Origin of the sequence: Nioella sp., from assembly GCF_964229645.1 — a bacterium.
Classification (GTDB): Bacteria; Pseudomonadota; Alphaproteobacteria; order Rhodobacterales; family Rhodobacteraceae; genus Nioella.
Genome location: NZ_CAXREX010000026.1, coordinates 1 through 22,300, shown reverse-complemented (window position 1 = coordinate 22,300; position 22,300 = coordinate 1). Strand labels below are relative to the sequence as shown.

Annotated in this window: 17 protein-coding genes; 11 read left to right on the top strand and 6 right to left on the bottom strand. The window is 67.2% G+C overall.

The window, feature by feature from the left end; genetic code table 11:
* Positions 1–76 precede the first annotated feature (76 nt).
* Complete coding sequence (locus ACEQXV_RS01650) at positions 77–1,525, top strand: TrkH family potassium uptake protein (RefSeq protein ID WP_370267586.1); 1,449 nt, start codon at positions 77–79, stop codon at positions 1,523–1,525.
* Between the two features lie 72 nt (positions 1,526–1,597).
* On the opposite strand, the gene ACEQXV_RS01645 is transcribed toward ACEQXV_RS01650, so the two are convergent.
* Positions 1,598–3,316 carry a serine protease gene (locus tag ACEQXV_RS01645; RefSeq protein WP_370267584.1) on the bottom strand — a complete coding sequence of 573 codons (1,719 nt, stop codon included), beginning with the start codon at positions 3,314–3,316 and terminating at the stop codon, positions 1,598–1,600.
* 188 nt (positions 3,317–3,504) lie between these two features.
* Here ACEQXV_RS01645 and ACEQXV_RS01640 point away from each other — a divergent pair, with 188 nt between their 5' ends.
* From ACEQXV_RS01640 to glmM, 8 genes are all read left to right on the top strand, one after another.
* Positions 3,505–4,452 (top strand): glycine--tRNA ligase subunit alpha, encoded by a 948-nt coding sequence (locus ACEQXV_RS01640; protein ID WP_370252356.1) that lies wholly within the window; start codon positions 3,505–3,507, stop codon positions 4,450–4,452.
* Positions 4,449–4,973, top strand: coding sequence for a DUF6446 family protein (locus ACEQXV_RS01635; protein ID WP_370267582.1), 525 nt, complete (start codon positions 4,449–4,451; stop codon positions 4,971–4,973). Before ACEQXV_RS01640 ends, ACEQXV_RS01635 begins: the two co-directional genes overlap by 4 nt.
* A 1-nt stretch (position 4,974) precedes the next feature.
* Positions 4,975–7,191: a glycine--tRNA ligase subunit beta gene (gene glyS / locus ACEQXV_RS01630; protein WP_370267580.1), complete on the top strand. Its 2,217-nt coding sequence runs from the start codon at positions 4,975–4,977 to the stop codon at positions 7,189–7,191.
* Positions 7,192–7,406: 215 nt separating this feature from the next.
* Positions 7,407–9,920, top strand: coding sequence for a putative PEP-binding protein (locus tag ACEQXV_RS01625; RefSeq protein ID WP_370267578.1), 2,514 nt, complete (start codon positions 7,407–7,409; stop codon positions 9,918–9,920).
* A gap of 187 nt (positions 9,921–10,107) precedes the next feature.
* A complete protein-coding gene (locus ACEQXV_RS01620; protein WP_370252351.1) occupies positions 10,108–10,782 on the top strand; it encodes a cell wall hydrolase in 675 nt (224 codons plus the stop codon).
* 108 nt (positions 10,783–10,890) lie between these two features.
* Positions 10,891–11,814, top strand: a complete 924-nt coding sequence (locus ACEQXV_RS01615; RefSeq protein ID WP_370252349.1) for a dihydroneopterin aldolase — start codon at positions 10,891–10,893, stop codon at positions 11,812–11,814.
* A 57-nt stretch (positions 11,815–11,871) separates the two neighbouring features.
* Entirely contained in the window at positions 11,872–12,885 is a 1,014-nt protein-coding gene (gene folP, locus ACEQXV_RS01610; RefSeq protein ID WP_370252348.1) for a dihydropteroate synthase, read from the top strand.
* Complete coding sequence (gene glmM, locus ACEQXV_RS01605; protein ID WP_370267577.1) at positions 12,882–14,225, top strand: phosphoglucosamine mutase; 1,344 nt, start codon at positions 12,882–12,884, stop codon at positions 14,223–14,225. The genes folP and glmM overlap by 4 nt, the downstream gene beginning before the upstream one ends.
* A gap of 105 nt (positions 14,226–14,330) precedes the next feature.
* Here the strand turns inward: glmM and ACEQXV_RS01600 are convergent, their stop codons facing one another.
* The 3 genes from ACEQXV_RS01600 to ACEQXV_RS01590 form a co-directional block, all read right to left on the bottom strand.
* Entirely contained in the window at positions 14,331–15,236 is a 906-nt protein-coding gene (locus ACEQXV_RS01600; RefSeq protein ID WP_370267575.1) for a DMT family transporter, read from the bottom strand.
* A gap of 90 nt (positions 15,237–15,326) precedes the next feature.
* Entirely contained in the window at positions 15,327–17,561 is a 2,235-nt protein-coding gene (locus tag ACEQXV_RS01595) for a molybdopterin cofactor-binding domain-containing protein (RefSeq protein WP_370267574.1), read from the bottom strand.
* A gap of 3 nt (positions 17,562–17,564) precedes the next feature.
* Positions 17,565–18,026, bottom strand: coding sequence for a (2Fe-2S)-binding protein (locus ACEQXV_RS01590; protein ID WP_370267573.1), 462 nt, complete (start codon positions 18,024–18,026; stop codon positions 17,565–17,567).
* Positions 18,027–18,194: 168 nt separating this feature from the next.
* Here ACEQXV_RS01590 and ACEQXV_RS01585 point away from each other — a divergent pair, with 168 nt between their 5' ends.
* Together ACEQXV_RS01585 and ACEQXV_RS01580 are read left to right on the top strand one after the other, a co-directional pair.
* The gene (locus tag ACEQXV_RS01585; protein ID WP_370267571.1) at positions 18,195–19,196 is read left to right on the top strand and encodes a helix-turn-helix domain-containing protein; all 1,002 of its coding nucleotides are present in this window, start codon (positions 18,195–18,197) and stop codon (positions 19,194–19,196) included.
* A 91-nt stretch (positions 19,197–19,287) separates the two neighbouring features.
* Positions 19,288–20,232: a glutathione S-transferase family protein gene (locus ACEQXV_RS01580; protein ID WP_370267570.1), complete on the top strand. Its 945-nt coding sequence runs from the start codon at positions 19,288–19,290 to the stop codon at positions 20,230–20,232.
* On the opposite strand, the gene ACEQXV_RS01575 is transcribed toward ACEQXV_RS01580, so the two are convergent.
* Complete coding sequence (locus ACEQXV_RS01575; RefSeq protein WP_370267568.1) at positions 20,217–21,836, bottom strand: 5-guanidino-2-oxopentanoate decarboxylase; 1,620 nt, start codon at positions 21,834–21,836, stop codon at positions 20,217–20,219. The genes ACEQXV_RS01580 and ACEQXV_RS01575 overlap by 16 nt on opposite strands.
* Before the next feature lie 99 nt (positions 21,837–21,935).
* Positions 21,936–22,300, bottom strand: a 365-nt coding sequence (locus tag ACEQXV_RS01570; protein ID WP_370267567.1) for a hemerythrin domain-containing protein, incomplete at its 5' end; no start/stop codon positions are given.

The following is a 22,300-nucleotide window of genomic DNA, read 5'->3' as shown; positions in this document are numbered from 1 at the left end:
CGCCCGGCGCATCCGTCCTGCCGCCCGCATTATGGGCGGTTGACAGGGGCAGCGGTGCAGGCCAACGGTTCGCCCCATGTATGACATCAGGCCCGTCGGATATGTGACCGGACTCCTCGTCCTCGTGCTTGGGCTGACCATGCTGGTGCCCATGGCGGTCGATATCTATTACGACAACGGTCATTGGCCCGCCTTCTTCGAAAGCGCGATCATCACCGCGCTGACCGGAGGCCTCGTGGCGCTGGCCTGCGCCAACGGGGTGGGTCAGAGGCTCAGCATCCAGCAGACCTTTCTTCTGACCACCGGCGTGTGGACGGCGCTGCCGCTGTTCGGCGCGCTGCCCTTCATGTTCGGCGAAGGGGGCGAGCTTTTCGTCGATGCGCTGTTCGAGGCGATGTCGGGCATGACAACCACGGGCTCGACCGTGCTGACCGGGCTCGACACGCGGCCCGAGGGCATCCTGATGTGGCGCGGCATGCTGCAATGGTTCGGCGGCGTCGGGATCATTGTCGTGGCGATGGTCTTCCTGCCCGAACTGCGCGTGGGCGGCATGCAGATCTTCAAATCGGAAGCCTTCGACACGATGGGCAAGATCCTGCCCCGGGCAGGTGAGATCGCGCAGCAGATTTCGGTGATCTACCTGGGCCTGACGGTGATCTGCGCCATTACCTACGCCGCGCTTGGCATGTCGGCCTTCGAGGCCATCGTGCATTCCATGACCACCGTGTCGACCGGCGGGTTTTCGACGACCGACCAGTCCTTCGGCGCGTTCCAGGGGCCGATGGAATACGCGGCTTCGATCTTCATGATCCTGGCCAGCCTGCCCTTCGTGCGTTTCGTGCAGCTTCTGGCGGGCAGCGCGCGGCCGATCTTCGTCGATACCCAGGTGCGCGCCTATCTCGCGACGATCCTGACCCTTGTCGTGTTCTTCTCGATCTATCGCCTGGTGGTCAATGGCGACCACCTCGAACACGGGTTCCGAGAGGCGATCTTCAACGTCACCTCGATCATCTCGGGCACCGGCTATGCCAGTGTCGATTACCAGGAATGGGGGGCCATCGCGGTGGTGGTCTTCTTCTTCATCGGCCTCATCGGCGGCTGCGCGGGCTCGACCGCCTGCTCCATCAAGGTCTTCCGCTACCAGTTGCTGCTAGCGTCGATCTCGACGCAGTTGCGCAGGCTTTACGCCCCGCACGGCGTGTTCGAACCGCGCTACGAGGGCCGCAAGGTCAGCGAGGAAGTGTTGTCCTCGGTCATGGCCTTCTTCGTGATGTTCTTCGTCAGCTTCGGCGTTGTCTCGATCCTGCTGGCGCTGACCGGGCTCGATTTCGTGACCTCGGTGTCGGGGGCAGCGACGGCGCTGGCCAATATCGGCCCGGGCCTCGGGCCCGAGATCGGGCCTGCGGGGACCTTCACCAATCTCAACGATACCGCCAAGTGGATCCTGACCGTGTCGATGCTAATCGGCCGGCTGGAGTTGATGGCGGTCTTCGTGCTCTTCACCACCCAGTTCTGGCGCGGCTGACCCCGGCAGTCCCGGCGCATGAAAAAGGGCGGCCCGAAACCGGACCGCCCCCTGTTCAGCTATGGCCCCGGCTCAGTTCCAGCAGGTCACCAGAACCGCCAGGTCGCTGCCGTAGCGGGCCAGCGCGTTGCGCGTCAGTGGCTCGGCGGTCACCGGGGCGCTGGTCAGCCCCACGCCCGCCTGGCCCAGGAACTCGGCCATGCGGTCGCCGCGCAGGGCGAAGGTCACGCCGTCGGGCAGGGCGCGGCCCATGTCGGGTTCGGGCAGGATCATGCCCACGACGGCACCGGTGGCATCCAGCACGGGCGCACCCGCCTCGGACGGCTCCACATCCAGTTCCAGCCGCGCCAGCGTATCCTCGCCGTTCAGCCCCTGAAGATCGGCGAGCGTGCCGAAGTTCAGAGAAGCCGCGCCAAGCGTCCCGTCATAGGGGAAGCCTGCCACGGCAACGCCGGTGCGCAGACGGGCCGGGGTCGACAGGAAGCCCGCATAGGTCGACGGCGCAAGCGCCTGCGTCGGGCGCAGCACGGCGAGGCCAAGGGCCGCGTCGGAATGGATCACTTCCATCTCGTAACGGTCATTGACCAGAACCCGCGTGCAGGCCTGGACCGCCTCGGCGGTGGTCAGCACCGCGCCGGTTCCGTCGATGTAGAACCCGGTGCGCGCCCGGTCGGGCTGGCGCACCTCAAGACCGGCCATCAGGTTCACGCCCTGCTCCATGCCGGGGTCGACCGCGCCAGGGTCCAACGTGCCGCCATAGGTCGAGAAGCTGTCTTCCATCATCTCCAGCACCCGGGCCATCTGCGCGTCACGCTCGGGCGTCCAGACCAGGGTGAAGCCCTTGATCTGGCCGTCCTCCAGCCGCGCCACGGTGTGACTGCGCAGGCTGTCGGACTGTCCCGTCAGAACGAAGCTGGAGGACCGGCGGTTGCGCTCGCCTTCCAGCGGCACGATTTCGAGCGTCTGCATGATCTCGTAAAGCCCGCCAAGCGTGGCTTCGCTGCCTTCCTGGCTGATCAGCAGCACCTGCACCCCGGACCCGTCAACGGGGTCGAACTGGGCGAAGGGGAACTCGTAGCGGGCGAATTCGACCATCGCCAGCGGCAGGTCGATCTCGATGCCCGCCCGCTCGTCGCGCACGGTCCGCATGCCAAGCGCGTCAAGCTCGCCCTGGTAGCTGTCCATCAGCAGCGCCCGCTGCCGGGTGGTCAGAACCCCGGTTTCCTCGAAACCCCGTGCCGCCTGCCAGGCCGACATTGCGCCACGGGTGCCGGGGCCGAACGCCCCGTCGATGCCGGAGTTGTAGAAGCCGAACCATTGCAGCGCGATTTGCAGCGCCTCGCGGCCCGGGCGGTCAAGCTGTGCCTCGCTGGCGCGCGCCTCGGCTACGGTTTCCTCGGGGATCGCGGGGGCGGCCGGTTCCGCGGTCTCGGTGATGGCGGGGGCCTGCGGCACCGTCACCTCCAGCGAGTTCGAGCCGATGGGGAAGAACTGCTGCTGGTAGATTTCGGCTTCGGCCAGGTAGCTGTCACCCGGGATCGCGCCCTGCGCGCGCAGCTGGTTGAGGAACCTTTCCCCGTCAGCGGGGTTATACGGCCCAAGCGCGATGGCATACCAGCCCGTGCGCAGGCGATACCCGTTCACCCCGTCGAGGATTTGCGCATAGGCGCGCACGCGGCCCTCAGCGGTGGCCAGATCGGGATGCGCCTCCATCTGGATCCAGACCCGGTCCTGCGCCTGTGCAGCGGTGCCCGTAAACAGGGCCAGACCAAGTACGAGGAAAAGTGACAAAAAAATTCGGCTTGCGGCCAATTGCATTCCTTCAACCCCATGTTTCCTGCGGGCTTCGCCCGTTCCTTATCGGCGGCAAACTATCAGACAGAACAGCCGATGCACCATAAATATCCGCCTTCGGCCAATTGACCATCACCGGGGGGGCTACTATTGAACCCCTGCCTTGCATGACCCGGGGAAGAACCATGGCCCAGACCAGCACGCAACCGCGCAGTTTTCAGGAGATCATCCTGCGGCTCCAGGCCTATTGGGCTGGCAAGGGCTGTGCGATCATGCAGCCCTATGACATGGAAGTGGGCGCAGGCACCTTCCACCCGGCCACGACGCTGCGCAGCCTCGGCTCTCAGCCCTGGGCCGCAGCCTATGTGCAGCCCTCGCGCCGCCCCACGGACGGGCGCTACGGCGAGAACCCGAACCGGCTGCAGCACTATTACCAGTACCAGGTGTTGATCAAGCCGAGCCCGCCCGATCTTCAGGCGCTTTATCTCGGCTCGCTCGAAGCGATCGGGATCGACATGGCCCTGCACGACATCCGCTTCGTCGAGGATGACTGGGAAAGCCCCACACTCGGCGCCTGGGGCCTGGGCTGGGAGGTCTGGTGCGACGGCATGGAAGTCAGCCAGTTCACCTATTTCCAGCAGGTGGGTGGCCATGACTGCCGGCCGGTCTCGGGCGAGCTGACCTACGGGCTGGAACGGCTGGCGATGTATGTGCTGGGCGTCGATCACGTGATGGACATGCCCTTCAACGACCCCGACGCGCCCATTGCGCTGACCTATGGCGACGTGTTCCGCCAGACCGAGGAAGAATACAGCCGTTTCAACTTCGACACCGCCGAGACGGATATCCTTCTGCGCCACTTCGAGGATGCCGAAGCCGAATGCGAAGCGATCCTGGCCCATCCGCACGAAGACCCCAAGACCGGCAAGCGCATCATCATGGCGCACCCGGCCTATGACCAGTGCATCAAGGCCAGCCACCTCTTCAACCTGCTGGACGCGCGCGGCGTGATCTCGGTCACCGAGCGCCAGGCCTATATCGGTCGCGTCCGGGCGCTGGCCAAGAAATGTGCCGATGCCTTCGTGCAGACCGGGGCTGGGGGCTTTGCCCCGGAAAACGGCGGCGCGTCATGAACAAGGGCAAGATCGTGGCTTCTCTCATCGTTCTGTCGGGCGTTGTTGCCGGCGGTCTGCTGTGGTGGACCGAGAACTATGCCTATTACGAACCCGTCTCGGCCGGGGCGCTGACGATCCGCGCCACCACCTTCGATGGCGTGGCCGATCCGCTGCCGGTCGCGGACCTTCAGGCCATCGACGCCGACACCTCGCCCCTGCGCTTTCGCGCCTGTTTCACCACGCCGCTCAGCCTCGCGATGATGAGCGAGACCTACGAGCCCTATGAGGGGGCGACCCCGCTCAACACCCCGGGCTGGTTCGACTGCTACGACGCGGGCGCGCTGACGCAGGCGATGGAGGACGGCCGCGCGATGGCCTTCCTTGGCGAAGAAAACTTCGTCTTTGGCTTCGACCGCATCGTGCTGGTCACCGAGGATGGCCGGGGCTTTGCCTGGCACCAGATCAACCATTGCGGGGAAGCGGTCTATGACGGCGACCCTGCCCCGGCAGGCTGCCCGCCCGCGCCCGAGAGGAACTGATATGCCCGATCTTCTGCTGGAACTGTTCAGTGAGGAAATCCCCGCGCGGATGCAGGCCCGCGCTGCCGAGGACCTGAAGAAACTGGTCACCGACGGGCTGGTCGAGGCGGGCCTGACATATGCAGGTGCCGGTGCCTTTTCCACGCCGCGCCGCCTGGTGCTGGCGCTGGAAGGCCTGTCGGCTGAAAGCCCCACGCTCAGCGAAGAACGCAAGGGGCCGCGCGCCGATGCGCCGGAAAAAGCACTGGAAGGCTTCCTGCGCGCGACCGGCCTGACCAAGGACCAGCTGGAGCTTCGCGACGACAAGAAGGGCCAGACCTATTTCGCCACCATCGTGAAGCCGGGCCGGCCCGCCGAAGACATCCTGGCCGAGGTCATTCCCGCCACGATCCGCAACTTCCCCTGGCCCAAGTCCATGCGCTGGGGGGCAGGGCCGCTGCGCTGGGTGCGCCCGCTGCACTCGATCCTGTGCATCCTGTCGGATGAGGCCGGCGCGCGCATGGTGCCCTTCGACGTCGATGGCCTTGCCACCGGCGACACCACCGAAGGTCACCGCTTCATGGCACCGGGCCGCTTTTCCGTGTCCGGCTTCGACGACTACGCCGCCAAGCTCAAGAAGGCCCATGTTGTGCTTTCAGCAGAAGAACGGGCCGATCATATCTGGCACGACGCCACCAACATGGCTTTTGCCGCCGGGCTGGAAGTGGTCGAGGACAAGGGCCTTCTGGCCGAGGTCGCGGGGCTGGTCGAATGGCCCGTGGTGCTGATGGGCGAGATCGGGGCCGATTTCCTCGCCCTGCCGCCCGAGGTGCTGCAGACCTCGATGCGCGAGCACCAGAAGTTCTTCTCGGTCCGCAATCCCGCGACGGGGCGCATCGAGCGTTTCATCACGGTGGCCAACCGCGAAACCGCCGATCACGGCGCCACGATCCTTGCGGGCAATGGCAAGGTTCTGGCCGCCCGCCTGTCAGATGCCAAGTTCTTCTGGGAAAACGACCTGCGCGTGGCCAGGGCCGATATCGCGCAATGGACGCGGAGCCTTGAAAACGTGACCTTCCACAACCGGCTTGGCACCCAGGCCGCCCGGATTGACCGCATCGCGGCCCTGGCCCGCGACCTGGCGCCCGCCCTGGGGGCCGATCCCGACCAGGCCGAAACCGCCGCCAGGATCGCCAAGGCCGATCTCAGCTCGGAGATGGTTTACGAATTCCCCGAGCTTCAGGGCCTGATGGGCCGCTACTATGCCTCTGCCGCGGGCTATCCCGCCGAAGTGGCCGCCGCCGCGCAGGACCATTACTCGCCGCTCGGGCCCTCGGACGATGTGCCGACCGCGCCCCTGTCGGTCGCCGTGGCCCTTGCCGACAAGCTCGACACGTTGGCGGGCTTCTGGGCCATTGACGAAAAGCCCACCGGTTCCAAGGACCCTTATGCGCTCCGCCGCGCGGCCCTTGGCGTCATCCGCCTGGTGCTTACGAACGGGCTGAGCTTGCCGCTCGACCGCTTCATCGACGCGCAGCTCGTGCGTATCGAGGCGGCGGTGAACGCGGCACTGGATGAGGACACGCTCGAAGCGCTCCTGGGCGAAATCGCGGAACATGGCGTCTTCGGCGGGGCCTTCCATGCGTTGAAGGATCGTCTCGATGACCTGCACGAAGACGTGCTGGCGCTGGAAAACAAGGTGCCCGACGCCTCAGACGACCTGCTGCGCTTCATCCATGACCGGCTCAAGGTGCATCTCAAGGGCGAAGGCATCCGCCACGACGTGATCGACGCCTGCCTGGCCCTGCCCGGCGCCGATGACCTCGCACGCCTCGTGCGCCGGGCCGAGGCGCTGTCGGCCTTCCTGGGGTCCGAAGATGGCGCGAACCTGCTGCAAGGCTACAAGCGCGCGGCCAATATCCTTGCCCAGGCCGAAGCCAAGGACGGGGTCGAGTACCGCTTCGGCGCGGACGTGAAATTCGCCGAGACGACCGAGGAGAAAGCGCTTTTCGCTGCCCTGTCCGAGGCAGGTCAGGCTATCGCCCCCGCACTGGAATCCGATGATTTCCCGGCCGCTATGGCGGTGATGGCGGGCCTGCGCGCTCCGATCGACGCATTCTTCGAGGCGGTGCAGGTCAATGACGAGAACGAGATCCTGCGCCGCAATCGCCTCAACCTGCTGCACGAGATCACCGCAAGCTGCGCCCGGATCGCCGACCTCTCGCGGATCGAAGGCTGACCCCGCCCTCATTGTTCCAAAAATATCCCGGGGGTCCGGGGGCAGCGCCCCCGGGCATTTTCCGCCGCGGAAAATGACCCGCGATCCGGCACGGATCGCGCGGGTCGCCGCGGGCGACAGCACGCGGCGAAAGAGGGCTGACCCTCATACTGCACTGGACCCGCGCAAATTCCGCTGTATGGTCCCCGCATCCGTTTTTCTGCGAGCGCGAAAAGATGCCCCAGCACCCCGATATCGTCCAGATCACGCCCACAGCGCCGATCACGAAGGACATGCACGGCAATCGCGCCAAGTGCCTGCAGCGACTTGTGCGGCTCGACCTGCCGGTGCCGCTCTCGGTTGCGCTTTCCTTCGACACCGTGCGCGGACTGGCCCAGGGGCGCGTGCCCGATGTCCAGAAACTCACCCACATTTTCGCCGACGGCGACCTGCTCTCGGTGCGCTCTTCCAGCCAGGCGGCCGACTGGGGCGGGCCCGGCACGATCCTCAATATCGGCATGAATGACGCGGTGGCCGCCCGTATCGCCTCCGAGCATGGGCAATCCGCCGCCGACCAGCTTTACCTGTCCTTCATCCGCTCCTACGCGGTCGACGTGCTGCGCCTCGACGAGGATCTCTTTTCCGACCCGATCACGCCGCGCATTGCGCTGGCGCATTTCGAGGACGAGATGGATGAACCCTTCCCGCAGGACGTGGGCACGCAGCTGACCGAGGTGCTGCGCTCCATGGCGCGGGCCTGGGAAGGCACGTCTGCCCGGCTTCTGCGCCAGGCGCAAGGCGCGCCCGCCGATGCGGGGCTTGGCCTGATCGTGCAGCGCATGGCGCTTTCTATCGGCAAGGAAGAAACCGGGGCGGGGGTCGTGCAATTCGTGTCCTCGGAAACCGGGCTGGCGCAGATCACCGGGCGCTACCTGCCGCAAAGCCAGGGGCGCGCGGCGCTCAGTGAAGCGGATGCCCAGTTCATCGAGACCGACAGCCGCGGCACCGCGCTCGAAGATCGCTGCCCCGATCAGGTGGCCGAACTGCGCGCGGCGGGGCATCTCATCCGCACCCGCCTGCGTGAGGAAATGCAGATCGAGTTCACCCTGATGGAGGGCCGGCTGGCCATTCTCGATGCGGTCAAGGTGCCCCGCACGGCTCGCGCCGAAGTGCAGATCGCCGTCGATCTGGCCGAAGAGGGCGTGATCCCGCGCGAAGAGGCGCTGATGCGGATCGCCCCCTTCACGCTCAACCAGCTGATGCACCGGCAGGTGAACCCCTCCGCCGCGCGCGACGTGCTGACCCGCGGCATCGCCGCCGCGCCCGGTGCGGCCACCGGCAAGATCGTCTTCACCGCGGCCGCCGCCCAGGCCGCTGCCGCCCAGAACGAGCCCTGCATCCTGGTGCGCCGGGAAACCAGCCCCGAGGACATCCGCGGCATGCACGCCGCCGAAGGCATCCTGACTGAACGCGGCGGCATGACCAGCCACGCCGCCGTGATTGCCCGGGGCCTGGGTGTGCCTTGCGTGTCGGGGGCCACCGATCTGCAACTCGATCACCGCAAGAAGACGCTCACCGTTCCGGGCCGCAAGGTCTTTCACGAGGGCGACATCATCACCATCGACGGCAGTTCGGGCGAAGTGCTGGTGGGCGCGGCCCGGATGATCGAACCGGCCATGGGCGGGGCCTTCGCCACGCTGCTGGAATGGGCCGATACCGCGCGAGACATCGGCATTCGCGCCAATGCCGACACACCCGAGGATGCGCGCCTTGCGCAGCGCTTCGGCGTGGACGGGATCGGGCTGTGCCGCACCGAGCACATGTTCTTCGACCCGATCCGCCTGACGGTGATGCGAGAGATGATCTTCGCCGAGGATGCCGAGGACCGGCGCGCGGCGCTGGAACGGCTCCTGCCCATGCAGCGCGGCGACTTCATCGAGCTGTTCAAGCTGATGGAAGGTCATCCCGTCTGCATCCGCCTGTTCGACCCGCCACTGCACGAATTCCTGCCCGGCGACCGCGATGGTATCCGCGCGCTGGCAGAGGCGCTGGACCTGCCCGTCAGCCGCGTGGCCGCGCGCATCGAGAACCTTCAGGAATTCAACCCGATGCTGGGGATGCGCGGGGTGCGGCTCGGCATCACCGTGCCGGGCATCTACGAGATGCAGGCCCGCGCCATCTTCGAAGCCACGGTCGCAGCTTCCGAGGGCAAGGAACCGGTGGTGCCCGAGATCATGATCCCGCTGGTCAGCGCCAAGCGCGAGGTGGAACTGATCAAGGATCGCGTCGATGCGGTCGCGGCTGCCGTGCGCAACGAGACCGGGGTGAACTTCACCTATCGGCTCGGGGTCATGGTGGAAACGCCGCGCGCGGCGCTGCGCGCGGGCGAGATTGCCGAGCACGCCGCCTTCCTGTCCTTCGGCACCAACGACCTGACGCAGATGACCTATGGGCTCAGCCGCGACGATGCGGGTCGTTTCATGTCGGCCTATGTCAACCAGGGTGTCTACGTGGAAGACCCGTTCCAGCGCATGGACCGAGACGGCGTGGGCGAGCTTCTGCTGCTTGGGGCCGAGCGCGGACGGGCACAGCGCCCGGGCGTGACCCTGTCGATTTGCGGCGAACATGGTGGCGACCCCGATTCGATTGCCTTCAGCCGCGCGGCCGGATTCGACTACGTGTCCTGCTCTCCGTTCCGGGTGCCCGTTGCCAAACTTGCAGCCGCACAATTGACGATTGCAGACACATAAACGTCGGGATTCCAGGTTATTACACCCCGAAGTTAAACGATTCTCAGCAAGGCCCCGACTAGCTGTTGGGGTCCTGTTAAGACGGAATCACTAGATTCGGGGTGGATTTTGCCGATCATGGCTCGGTCCGCTATGTACGAAAGGTCGAAGCAGTGCCGGAGCAACCGGCCAATTGGGGATGTCCAGAATGGGACAGTTGAACATCATGCGCGCCCTCAGGGCCGCGCTGGCTGCCATGATTTTGATGCCGGGTCTCGCGCAGGCCGATGTCGTGGCGTCCACCTCCACCGATCCGACCCATTCTCTCGGTTCGCTCTTCACCTCTGTCATGGGCCAGGAACATAGCGCCATGCGCTCGGTCAGTCCGCTGCGCCTGTCGGCGCTTGGCTCGCCCTATACCGGGCAGGGCCTGCAAGGGGGCGAAGCACCCTATACCGCGGCTGAGCTTGACGCCATGGGGCGCGCCCGCGGGGGCCGCCAGTGGCAATGCCTGACCGAAGCCCTCTATTTCGAAGCGCGCGGTGAAAGCGTGGCAGGCCAGTTCGCCGTGGCGGAAGTCATTCTCAACCGCGTCGATCACGCCAATTACCCCGACACGATCTGCGGCGTCGTCAACCAGGGCACGGGCCGGCGCTTTGCCTGCCAGTTCACCTATACCTGTGACGGGCGTCCCGAAAACGTCACCGATCACGCGATCCACGAGCGCCTTGGTCGCATCGCCCGCATCATGATCGACGGTGGCCCGCGCAACCTGACCGGCGGGGCAACCCACTATCACGCGAACTGGGTCAACCCGTCCTGGGCACGCGAATTCCCGCAAACGGCGGAAATCGGCGTGCATCTCTTCTATCTCGGGCGCTGAGCCTGTCGCATTCCGTCGCCATGCTGCCGCATGACCCGGGTGCATCCCGCGCGCCTGCCTGCTAGAAGGGCGCGACAGCTATCGACCGGCCCCGGGAGGCCAAGCCCCATGTCCGACGAAACCCGTCTTGCCTTTGCGCATCCCTCCGAGCGGGCCAAGGCCACCGCCGGTGACGATCCGCTGGACCGGATCAGCCTGTCGGATCACGAACGCTCGGTCGAGATCGGCGCGTTCCAGCAGGAACGCGGCAAGATGCAGAGGGTGCGTTTCAACGTGGTGGTCGAGGTGCGCTCTGCCGCCGATCCCGATGCCGATGATGTCGATCGTATCCTGTCCTACGACACCATCGTCGAAGCCATCGACCACGAATTGCAGGCCGAGCGGCTGAACCTCCTGGAAACGCTTGCCGCCCGTATCGCCGAACGCATCCTGGCCCACCCGCTGGCGGCCCGTTGCTTCGTGCGCATCGAGAAGCTCGACCGAGGTCCCTTCGCGCTCGGGGTGGAAATCGTGCGCACCGCGCCCGAACGCCCGCACCTGTCGCTGCTCAAGGACGGTGCACCGCACCCGCTGGTGGTCTACCTGTCGAACGCCGCCATCGCGCGCGACGATTTCTCGGCGCTGCTTGACCGCCTGGAAACCCAGGGTGCGCCCGTGATCCTGTGCGTGGGCCGCCCAGATGGCCCGGTGCCCGAGGCCCGGCATGCCATGCCGCAGCGCCGGATCGACCTTCTGGCGATCGAACAGAACGCCTGGATCCTGGCCAGCCGGGACGACCGTTGCGTGGTGGTCGACAGCCGCACCGAACTGGACTGGGCGATGAAGCATGGCCGCATTTCGGTCTGGGCTCCCTCCAAGCTGGTGCTCGACAGCGTCGATGGTCCGCAGACCTCGGCCCGGTCGGGCGAGGCGCTGGCGCTGTGGCTTGCGGAAAGCTTCGAGGCGCAGGGGATGCTGTTCCTGGGCGGCGATGCGCCCAAGGCCGATATCGCGCTGACCCTTCTGCCGCCCGAGGCGATGCCCGCGCTCTGAGCCTTGCCCGGCCCGGCCCGGCCCGCTATCGGGGTGCGCCAAGACCAAGAGACCCAGATGACGCTTTACTACCGACCCATTGCCCAGACCGACCCCGCACGCCCCGACGGGGCGTTGACGCTTGCGGGCACCTGGGCCTGGTTCACCCATGTCGAGGAACTGGCCCGGGGACGCGCCCCGCGCGTCATCCCGGCCGATGCCGTTCCTTCCGACGCCCTGGCGCGCCTGACGGCGCCACGTGCGCCCATTGCCGGGCTGACGCTGGACCAGCCGCGGATCATGGGCATTCTCAACCTTACGCCCGACAGCTTTTCCGACGGGGGCCGCTTCAACAACCCCGAGGCGGCGATGGCCCAGGTCACACGCATGCTCGACGAGGGCGCGCATATCCTCGACCTGGGGGGCGAGAGCACCCGCCCCGGAGCCGCCGAGGTGCCGGTGGACGAGGAAATCGCCCGCACGGCCCCCGTCATCGAGGCGATCCGCGCGGCGGGCATCGCAACGCCCATCTCCATCGACACCCGCAAGGCGGCCGTGGCGCGGGCCGCGCTTGCCGCCGGGGCAGAGCTGATCAACGATGTGTCGGCCTTCGCCTTCGACCCTGCCATGCGGGACGTGGCCGCCGAAACCGGGGCGCCGGTCTGCCTGATGCATGCGCAGGGCCTGCCCGAGACCATGCAGGACAACCCCGATTACGCTGACGTTCTGCTCGACGTGTATGACAGCCTTGAAACATCCGTTCGCGCGGCGGAAGCGGCGGGTATCCCGCATGACAGGATCCTCGTCGATCCCGGCATCGGCTTTGGCAAGCGCGAGGGCCATAACCTTGCACTTATCGGGCGGATTTCGCTCTTTCACGCGCTAGGCTGCCCGGTGCTTCTGGGGGTATCGCGCAAGGCCACGATCGGGCGCATCGGCAATATCCCCGACGCTCACGCGCGCGGGGCCGCATCGGCGGCAATCGGCCTATGGGCGCTCGGGCAGGGGGTCCAGATGCTGCGCGTCCATGATACAGAGGTCCACAGGCAGATGATCGCGCTCTGGCGCGCGGCAGAAAAGGGACAGGCATGACACGCAAACTGTTCGGGACAGACGGCGTTCGGGGCCGGGCCAACACCTACCCGATGACGGCGGAACTGGCGCTCAGACTGGGGGCGGCGGCCGGGCGCTATTTCCGGCGCGATGCCAGCCCCGGCCACCGGGTGGTGATCGGCAAGGATACGCGCCTGTCGGGCTACATGATCGAGACCGCGCTGACCGCGGGGCTGACCTCGACGGGGATGAACGTGCTGCTTCTGGGTCCGGTGCCGACACCGGCCGTGGGCCTCCTGACCACCTCGATGCGGGCCGACCTGGGTGTCATGATTTCGGCAAGCCACAACCCCGCCCATGACAATGGCATCAAGTTCTTCGGCCCCGACGGCTTCAAACTGTCGGACGAGGCCGAGAAAGAGATCGAAGCGCTGGTCTTTTCCGAGATCCAGCCTGCCCAGGCCGAGAATATCGGCCGCGCCAAGCGGATCGACGACGGGCGTTTCCGCTACGTGGAGCGGGTCAAGGGCACCTTCCCCCAGGGGCTGACGCTGGAGGGGTTGAGGGTGGTGGTCGACTGCGCCAACGGGGCCGCCTACAAGGCCGCGCCCGAGGTGCTGTGGGAACTGGGCGCCGAGGTGATCCCCCTGGGTGTCACCCCCAACGGGCACAACATCAACGATGGCGTCGGCTCGACCAAGCCACAGGCCGCGCAGGCGCTGATCCGTGAAAGAGGGGCCGATGTGGGGATCTGCCTCGATGGCGATGCCGATCGGGTGGCGATCCTCGATGAAACCGGGGCAATTGCCGATGGCGACCAGATCATGGCGCTCTTCGCTAACCGGTGGGCCGAGGAAGGTCGACTGATGGGCCGGACCCTGGCCGCGACCGTGATGTCCAATCTCGGGCTCGAACGCTTCCTGTCCGAACGCGATATCGGGCTGCACCGCACGCCCGTGGGCGACCGTTACGTGGTCGAGGCAATGCGCCGCTACGGGATGAACCTCGGGGGCGAGCAGTCGGGCCATATCGTGATGACCGACTATGCCACCACCGGCGACGGGCTGATCGCGGGCTTGCAGTTCCTGGCCGAGATGGTGCGCACGGGCCGGCGTGCAAGCGAATTGGCCCATAGTTTCGAGCGGGTGCCGCAGCTTTTGCAGAACGTGCGCTTTTCTGCCGGGCAGACGCCGCTGGAGGTCTCTGACGTGAAGGCGGCCATTGCCGAGGCCGAAGCGCGCCTGGCGGGGTCGGGGCGGCTTCTTATCCGAAAGTCAGGCACCGAACCGCTGATCCGGGTCATGGCCGAATGCGAGGACGAGGCTCTTTTGAAACGTGTCGTGGGTGACGTGGTCTCCGCGGTTGAAGCCGCCGTCTGAGAGAGGTCCGGGTCGCGTCGCATCCGCGGCGCGCCCCCCCCGTTTTCCGTCGCGGAAAACGGACGAAATCCGCGTCGGATTTCGCCCCGCGCCCGGGGCAAGGGTTCAGCGCCAGAAGAGCCGTCGCAACGCCCCCCACTGGCTCAGGAACACACCGGCGAGGATCAGCGCCAGCGCCCAGAGCAGCGACGGCGGTAGCGGTTCCGACAGGATCCAGGCCCCCAGCACAACCGACCAGACCGGCACGATGTAGTTGGTCAGGCTCATGAAGGTGGGGCCTGCCGTGCGGATCACCACCACCCGCAGGATATTGGCCCCCGCCGTGGGCACCAGCCCAAGCAGCGCCAGCACTGCCAGCGTCTGCCCGTCCACGCTTGGCGGCGGCCCCTCCACGATCCAGGCCGCCGGCAACACCATCACCGCCCCGATGATCAGCAGAACGGTCGCAAGCCCGATCGGGTCCACCGGCGGCAGGCGGCGCATCTGCACGGAGCTCACGGCATAACAGCCTGCCGCTGCAAGGCAGGCGGCGCGCCCGAAGGGCTCCAGCGCCGCCCCGGTCGAGGAAAAGGCCTGCCCGCCGATCAGCACCACGACGCCCACGAATCCGATTGCGAAGCCCGCCGTTCGGCGCAGCGTCATCCGCTCGCCCGGCACCAGGACATGGGCCAGCGGCAGGACCATCAGCGCGACGGCGGCCATCGAGACGCCAGCGAAGCCCGAGGTCACGTATTGCTGGCCCCAGCTGAGCAGCATGAAGGGAACGGCAGAGCTCAGCGCCCCGACAACGATCATGTCCCCCCACCGGCGCTCCGCACCAAGGAAGAGCCGCCCGCCACGGGCCAGCCACACCGCCGTCATCAGCGCCGCCGCGAAACCGATCCGCGCGGCAGCCAGCCAGAAAGGCGTGATGCCGCGCAGCGCGATCTCGATGACCATGAAGGTCGCGCCCCAGGTCAGCCCGAGGGCGAGGATCATGAGCCAGCTGGCACGGGTGATATTGGGGGTCATGGCGGCTCCTGCGCAATCCGCGCACATGACCCCGGCGCAGCGGTGGCGTCAAGGTCGGGCGGCGCACCGACGCGCTGCCCGACCTGATGGTCAGACGAAATCCACGAAGCGGTTGAAGGGCATCTCGCGCAGGCGCTGGCCCGTGGCGGCGAAGATCGCATTGGCCAGCGCCGGGGCAGCCGGGGGCACGGGCGGCTCCCCGATGCCGCGCACCTGCCCGCCCAGTTCCACGCCCCGGACCGTGATGCGCGGGGCCTGCCAGATGCGCATGCCGTCGTGCCAGTCGAAATTCGACTGCTCCGCCATGCCGTCCGCGAAGGTGATCTCGCAGTTGATCGCGTGGCCAAGGCCCCAGATCACGCCGCCCTGCACCTGGTTTTCAAAGGCCACGGGATCGACGACCGTGCCGACCTCTGCCGCGACCCAGACGTCGTGGATACGGATGCCGCCCGCGGTGTCTTCGACCTCGATCACCTCGGCCACCGGCACGCCGAAGCTTTCCACCATGGCCACGCCGAGCCCCCGGTTCGCGCCCAGGGATCGGCCCCATCCAGACATCTCGCCCACGGCCTCCAGCACCGCCACGGCGCGCGGGTCACTGGCCAGCCGCAAGCGTTCAGAAAGCGGGTCGGCCCCTGCCGCGTGGATCAACTCATCAAGGAAGCTTTCCCCGAAGAACCCGCCCGAGGACGCGCCCACAGATCGCCAGCTGGAGCTCGGCGCGAGTTCGGGCACCGCGTAGGCGCGCACCCGGTAGGACGGGATCGCGTAAGGCGCGTTCCACACGCCTGCCGGGATCTGGCTGTCAGGGCCGGGCACGCTCTGCCCGATCCGGCCCATCTGACTGCGCGAGGAGGACACGGTCGCGATCTGGATATCCGCGGCCTCCACCCGGCCGCCCGCCACTGCCCCGCGTCCGCGCGCCATGCCGATCTGGCGCGGGAAATCCTGCGCGAAATCCTCTTCGCGCTGCAGGGTCAGCTTGACCGGCACGCCGGGCATCTGCATCGCGATTTCGGCTGCAAGGGTGACATGCTGGAATTCCAGCCGGTGACCGAAACTGCCGCCCGAAAACTGGTTGTGGAAGGTGACCTGTTCCGCCTCGTGCCCGGTCACGCCCGCCACCATCTGTTGCAGGAAACGGGGCATCTGGTGGCCGGTCCAGACCTCCACACCGGTTTGGGTGACGCGCACGATGGCGTTGAGGGGTTCGAGCGGCTGATGCGCAACATAGGGCGCGCGGTATTCGGCCTCGATGACATCGCCGGTCAGCGCGGCCTCCACGTCGCCGTCATGGCGCCACTCCCGGTCCAGCCGGTCCTCGGTGAAGCTTGCCGCCACCTCGGCCCAATGCCCGTCCTGCTCGGCGGGGTAGGGGGCAGGGCCCCAGTCGCAGTCCACCGCGTTCACCGCCTGAAAGGCGCGCCACGTGTTATCGGCCACCACGGCCACGCCATTGGTGACCTCAACCACCGCCTGCACCCCGCGCATGGCCTGCGCGGTGCTGGCGTCATAGCCGTTCAGCCCCCCGCGTCGCGGGTTCAGGCGCACGGCGGCATGGACCATGCCCGGCAGCGACAGGTCGATGCCATAGGCCTGCTGCCCGGTGGACTTTGCCACGATGTCGAGCCGCTCGGTCTCCTGCCCGATGAGCCGCCATTCGGCTCGCGGGGTCAGCGGCGCGTCCTCGACCGGGGCGATCGTCGCGGCCTGGCTGGCCAGTTCCGTGTAGGGAATGCGGGTACCGTCGGGCAGCACGACCGCGCCGGACTCGCAGCTGAGCTGATCCATGGGGATCGAGCTTCGGATCTCGCCCGCCCGGCGCAGCGTTTCGCGCGCCATCGCGCCCGCCTGCCTGAGCTTGTCGAAACTGTCGGGCGTCGAGGAGGACCCGCCGGTCACCTGCATCCCCAGAAGCTTGAGCGCCGCGCCCATCACGGTTCGGGTCGTGCGTGCGGCCAGCCCCTGGTCGGAGGACAGGAAGGGGGCGGCTTCGCCCGCCATCGCGGTGTTCCAGTAGGCAGGCGACGGATCCCCGAAGCTGATTTCGAACTGTCCCGGCTCCAGCCGCATTTCCTCGGCCAGAAGCAGCGCCTGCATATGCGCCACGCCCTGTCCCACATCCGCATGCGGGGTGATCAGCGTGATCCGTTCGGGTCCCACCAGGACCCAGGGGTTGAAGGTCACTTCGCCCTCGGCAAGCCCCGCTTCCAGCGGGTTGTCATGCGGGCGGCGCACCATGTAGGCGCCGAAGGCCACCCCGCCCGCGAGGGCGGCCGAGCCGATCAGGAAAGAGCGGCGTGCAATCGTGCGAAGTCGTCCCATGGCTCAGCCATCCCTCAGCCGCGTGGCCGCGTCATGGATCGCGGCGCGGATGCGCGGATAGGTGCCGCAGCGGCACAGGTTGCCGCCCATGAAGGCGTCGATGTCCTCGTTCGTTGGCTCGGGCACGGCGGCCAGAAGGTCTGCGGCCTGCATGATCTGGCCTGCCTGGCAATATCCGCATTGCGCCACCTGGTGCGCGATCCAGGCCGCCTGCACCGCGTGCAGCGCCCCGTTCGTGCCAAGCCCCTCGATGGTGGTGATCTGGGCCCCCTCCAGTTCAGAGGCGGGCACTTGGCAGGATCGCACCGCCGTGCCGTCGAGATGCACCGTGCAGGCCCCGCATTGCGAGATGCCGCAACCGTATTTCGGCCCCGTGATCCCCAACTCGTCCCTCAGCACCCACAGCAGGGGCATGTCATCCTCGACATCCACCTCGTGGAGCACACCATTAACCGTGAACCGCATGTTACTTCTCCGCTGCCGGGTCGTGACCAAGAAATAGGCCGGCACCCCCTTGTTGAAAACTGGCAGATCGCGCCATTCTGGTGGCATATCGCGCCAATCGACGTGATATCCATGGTGCCCGCGCGGCAGGGCGGGGCAGAATGAGACACCCCACAACGCGAGGACGTGATGCCAGCCCGTTGCCCGATCGGAGATTACCTGACCCTCTGCGCCGAGGCGCTGAACCTGTCCCCCGACCGGGTGCTGCGACGCGCGGGCCTGTCGGGCGAGGTTCTGTCCGAGGCAGATGTGCATGTGCCCCCGCAGACCTATTTCGCGCTGTGGCAGGCCATGCTGGACGAGGCCGACCGCCCCGACGCGGAACTGACCCTCGCGCTGTCGGCCACCCGTGGCCCGGTTCCGCCACCGGTCTTTGCCTTCTCCTGCGCCGATACGCTGGCACTTGGCCTTGTTCGTCTTGGCATGTTCAAGTCGCTGCTTGGGCCGCTGACGCTGATGGTGCGCCAGGCATCCGAGGGGGTGGAAATCTGCCCCGCCAGCGCCGATCGTTTGGTGCCGCTGCCGGCACGTCTGGGGCTCTTTGAACTGCTCTACATCACCGACTGCGCGCGCCGCTTTACCGGGACCCATGTCGTGCCCGCAGAGGTCACCTTGCCCGCTGACCTGCCCGTCGTGGAAGGCGTGGCTGATTTCCTCGGGTGTGCCCCCAGGGCGGGGCCAGAGGTGGCGCTGGTCTTCTCGGCAGAAGATGCCGCGCGCCCGCTGATCTCGCGCAGCCCGGCGCTGTGGCAATCGCTGGAACCCACGCTGGCCGCGCAACTGGTTCAGGCACAGCCGCCCGAAACCGTGGCAGACCAGGTGCGCGCGGCCCTGCGGGACAGCCTCGCGGGTGGGGCGAGCTCGGTCGAAGCCATCGCGCGGCGGCTGGCCCTGTCCAAGCGCAGCCTGCAACGGCGCCTGGCCGAGGAAGGCACCAGCTTTCAAGGTCTGCTCGCCGAAACCCGCCAGCAGCTTGCCGGGCATTACCTGCGTCAGCCCGATCTCAGCTTGCCTGAAATCGCCTATCTCCTTGGGTTCGGGGACAGCTCTTCGTTCTTCCGGGCCTTCCAGGGCTGGACCGGGCAGACCCCCGGCAGCATCCGGTCGCAAAGCGCCAAGCGGGCCAGCTGACGACGGGCGCGCGCACAAGCGCTGTGCATCCCCTGTCGTTGCGCCCCGATCTCAGGGCGCTAGGCTGGAAGCCGCGACAGGGAGGACTATCATGGGCCTGATGATCGACGGCATCTACCACGCCGAGGACCCCGCCCCCGACACAACCCAGGACGGGCGGTTCCAGCGACAGAAGGCGACCATCCGGAACTGGATCACCCGAGAGGGCCCTTTCACCCCCGATCCGGGGCGCTATCACCTCTATGCCGCGTGGAATTGCCCCTGGGCACATCGCGCCCTTCTGATCCGGGTCCTGAAGGGACTGGAGGACACGATCACCGTGGCCTATGCCCGCCCCCGCCGCACAGCCGATGGCTGGGTCTATGATGCCGAGGGCGCGTTTGCGGATCCGGAACTTGGCGTCACCGCCCTGCATCAGGTCTATGCCAAAGCGCCTGCGCCCTTCACGGGCCGCATCACCGTGCCGCTCCTGTGGGACCGGCACACGCGCCAGCCGGTGTCCAACGAAAGCGCCGACATCGTTCGGATGTTGAACGACGCCTTCCCCGGCCCGGATTTCGCGCCGGGGCCGCTGCGCGAAAGTATCGACGCCTGGAATGCGCGCATCTACCGCGACGTGAACAACGGCGTCTACCGGGCAGGCTTTGCCCGCACGCAGGCCGCCTATGACGTTGCGGTGGCCGAGCTCTTTGACGCGCTGGACGAGATCGAGGCGCATCTGGCGGACAACCGCTACCTGGTGGGAGATGTTTTTACCGAGGCCGATATCCGCCTCTTTCCCACGCTCGCCCGCTTTGACGTGGCCTATCACTACGCCTTCAAATGCAATATCCGGCGTCTGGTCGATTATCCCAATCTCTGGGCCTATGCGCGCGAGATCCACGCCATGCCGGGCGTGGCCGAAACCGTGCGTTTCGACATCTACAAGCAGGGCTACTTTTCGCCGTCAGAGCTGCGAAACCCGCTCGGCATCGTGCCGGCGGGCCCCCTGATCGACTGGAGCGCGCCACATGGGCGGGGTCAGAGCGCCGCCTGAAACGCCGCGCGCAGGGTGTCGGTGTAGTAGATCATCGTGGGGCGGCTGTCGGCAGCGGCTTGTGTCAGGACGCCGGGCAACGCGTCCGGATCGGCCACCTGGGCCACGGCCCACCCGCTGGCCGCCGCCTGCGCCCTGAGGTCGGGGGTGTAGAGGTCGACGCCCACGGTCCCTATCTGCTTGGCGATCATGTAATTCTTGATCTCGCCATAGCCGGAATTGTCGTAGAGCATCACGATCACGGGGGTCTGGGCCTCGACCGCGCTGGCCATCTCGGGCGAGGAGAACTGGAACCCGCCATCGCCCGCCAGCACCACCACGGGCCCGCCCGAGGCAAGCTGTGCCCCGATCCCGGCAGGCAGGCCATAGCCAAGCGTGCCGAACCCGGTGGTGGAGCTGTGGTAATGGCCCGGACGGGCGCTGGCAAAGCCGAGATTGCCCGCATAGGTCGCCTGGCTGCTGTCGCCCACGAAGGTGACGCCGGGCAGGGTGTCCCGGATCATGTCGAGCATCGCGAGATCGCCCCGCATGGCCGGATCAAGTGCCTCGCGCCCGGCATTGGCCGCGCCAGCCCGTGCCGCGCCCTGCCGGTCCGTGCCGGGCTTGGCCAGGGCCAGCAGGGCCGCCGTCGTGGCGGCGGCATCGGCAACGATCCCGATCTCGGGCGCGGCGCTGCGCGCCATCTGCACCGGGTCCAGATCGACGCGGATCATGCGCCCGCCGACCTGGAATCCGCCATCTTCATACATGTCGTAATCGGTGCGCCCCATCTCGGTGCCAAGCGCCAGCACGATGTCCGCCCCGGCCACAAGGGCCCGCGTTTCAGGCTGCGAGGCCGACAGAGAGACACCAAGCGGGTGATCCGGGGCAAGCAGACCGCGCGCGTTCGCGGTCATCACCACGGGCGCGTCCAGCGCCTCGGCCAGCGCGCGCAGCGCCACTGCATTCCGCGCGCCGCCCCCTGCCAGAATGACCGGCGCTTCGGCCCTGTTCAGTAGCTCCGCCGCCTCGGCCAGTGCGCCCGCATCCGGGGCCGCCCGCGCAACGCGCATGGGCGCTTTCGGCAGGGCCAGGTGGTCGGCCGCTGCGGTCATGATGTTGATGGGAATTTCCAGGTGCACGGGCCGGGGCCGCGCGCCCTCGAACACCGTGAAGGCCTGCGCCAGCGCCGGGGCCAGTTCCTCGACCGTGTGGATCGTGCGGCTGAAGGCCGACACGCCCGAGATCAGCGCCTGCTGGTTGGGAAGCTCGTGCAGCCAGCCCTCGCCTGACCCCATGCGGCCGTGGGAGTTGACCGCCGAAATGACCAGCATCGGGATGGAATCGCCATAGGCCTGGCCCATTGCTGTGGCGATATTGGTCATACCGGGGCCGGAGATGATGAAGCACACGCCCGGCTTGCCGCTGACGCGCGCATAGCCATCGGCCATGAAGCCCGCCCCCTGCTCGTGGCGCGGTGTGACATGGCGGATGCCCGAGCCGGGCAGGCCCCGGTAAAGTTCGACCGTGTGCACGCCGGGGATGCCGAAGACGGTATCGACCCCGTAAAGCGCCAGCAGCCGTGTCAGGTACATGCCTGCGGTCAGTCCGGTCACATCGGTCATGGGGCGCTCCTTCTTGTCGTTGCGGCGACTGTTCCAGAGCCTGCGGCCGGGCACAAGGGGATCGCGCCCCGCAGGGGCGCCCCTCCGGGGCGCGATCCTTCAGGCCCGCAGCCGGTGATGCAGGAGGATGGGGATCACCAGATCCTCTTCATCGCTCAGGTGCCGGTGCAGGAACCCGTTCAGCCGCTCGGCCAGGTCGCGCACCGGCCCCGCGTCGCCTGCCATCTGCGCAGGCTCCAGCGTGGCCAGCTGCACCACCCGGTTCGCCCCTCGCGTGAAGTGCTCCAGAAGGCCGTCGAGCTCCACATGGTCGCCTTCCAGCATCTCCAGGCCATCCGCAAAGCGCGGGTCGGCGGCCTGAAGCTCGGGGAAGTAGGTCCGGTCTTCCCATGTGTGGTGGCCGTGCAGGTTGCGCACCAAGAGGTTGCCGTAATGCGCCAGCCGCCCGGCATAGCGGTCGGCCT